This window comes from Streptomyces sp. NPDC000134, assembly GCF_042899225.1.
Classification (GTDB): domain Bacteria; phylum Actinomycetota; class Actinomycetes; order Streptomycetales; family Streptomycetaceae; genus Streptomyces.
Genome location: NZ_JBIAZN010000058.1, coordinates 1 through 1,462, shown reverse-complemented (window position 1 = coordinate 1,462; position 1,462 = coordinate 1). Strand labels below are relative to the sequence as shown.

The window sequence follows — 1,462 nt, the reverse complement described above, 5'->3', positions numbered from 1 at the left end:
GGCACTGACATTGATGCTGATACTCGGGTTCCGGCGGCCGTGACTCGGGCACTGACTGACGCCCTGCTGGGCTGTCTTCGCGTTGGTCTGTCCGGCCGCCGGAACCCGTTCTCACGGCTCCGGCCGGGCGGAACATGACCTGATAGGAGCTTGGTCAGAAGCCCCTTCAATGTCCTGTCTGCGCCACCCGGCCGGCGCCTACCTTCGGCTGGGAAGGCAGTATCAGCATGGCATCACAGGTCGCGGGGGACACCGTGGACCGGGACGTGTTCGGCGGGGTCGACTCCCACGCCGACACCGTCCACGTCGCGGTCATCAGCGACAACGGCGGCCATCTCGCGGACGCGGAGTTCGCCACCACCACCGCTGGATACGCAGCGGCCCTGGCCTTCCTGGCCGCCCACGGACGTGTGGTCGCGATCGGGGTGGAAGGCACCTCGTCCTACGGGGCCGGCTTCACCCGCACCGCCCGCTCCCGCGGGCACCGGGTCGTCGAGGTCAACCGCCCCGACAGGGCCGAACGCCGCCGCACCGGCAAGTCCGACCCGATCGACGCCTACGCTGCCGCCCGCGCTGCCCTGTCCGGCAGAGCCTCCAGCTCCCCCAAGGACGACACGGTCGCCGGGATACGTGCCCTGCACAACGCGGCCCGCTCCGCCGTCAAGGCCCGCACCGCCGCACTCAACCAGATCGGCAACGTCCTCATCACCGCCCCGGACGCCATCCGCGCGAAATACGGGCAGCTCAAGGGAACCGACCGCACCCAGGCCCTGGCCCGGCTGCGGCCGGCCGGTGACGCCCTCCACGTCGCCGTCCTGACCGCACTGAAGAGCCTCGCCCGCCGAGTCAAGGAACTCACCGCCGAGCACGAGACGCTGACGCGGGCCCTGGATGCCGAGGTCACCACCCACAACCCGGGTTTGCGGGCCGCCTACGGTGTCGGCCCCGACACCGCCGCACAACTGCTGATCACCGCAGGCGGCAACCCCGAACGGATGCGGACCGAGGCGTCCTTCGCAGCCCTCTGCGGAGCCGCCCCGGTCCCTGCCTCCAGCGGCAGAACCAACCGGCACCGCCTCTCCCGAGGCGGTGACCGAACAGCCAACGCAGCCCTCTACCGCATCGCCCTGGTCCGCATGTCCGGCGACGCCCCCACCCGGGCCTACGTCGCACGACAGACCGCTGCCGGACGGACCAAGAAGGAAATCATCCGGATGCTGAAACGGGCCATCGCCCGGGAGATGTTCCGCTGCCTCACCACCACGGCCACCCTCCCGGGCACAGCCGACCTGCGGCCCTTGCGGCAGGCCAAGAACATCACCCTCACCGCTGTCGCCCAGCACTTCGGAGTCTGGCCCACCACCATCTCCAGACTCGAACGAGGTCTCAGCAGAGACGACGACCTCACCTACGCCTACCGCGACTGGCTGCAAACCGCTTGACAGCAATAGGAGCATCAACG

At 69.6% G+C, this 1,462-nt stretch carries 1 protein-coding gene; it reads left to right on the top strand.

Translation table 11 applies throughout. The features are described from left to right. Nucleotides 1-227: 227 nt before the first annotated feature. A complete protein-coding gene (locus tag ACFY32_RS34065) occupies nt 228-1,442 on the top strand; it encodes an IS110 family transposase (RefSeq protein WP_359205019.1) in 1,215 nt (404 codons plus the stop codon). Nucleotides 1,443-1,462 lie beyond the last annotated feature (20 nt).

Bases quoted from the DNA above. Each gene is read 5' to 3' on its own strand.
- ACFY32_RS34065 (WP_359205019.1), top strand. From the start codon at position 228: ATGGCATCACAGGTCGCGGGGGACACCGTGGACCGGGACGTGTTCGGC.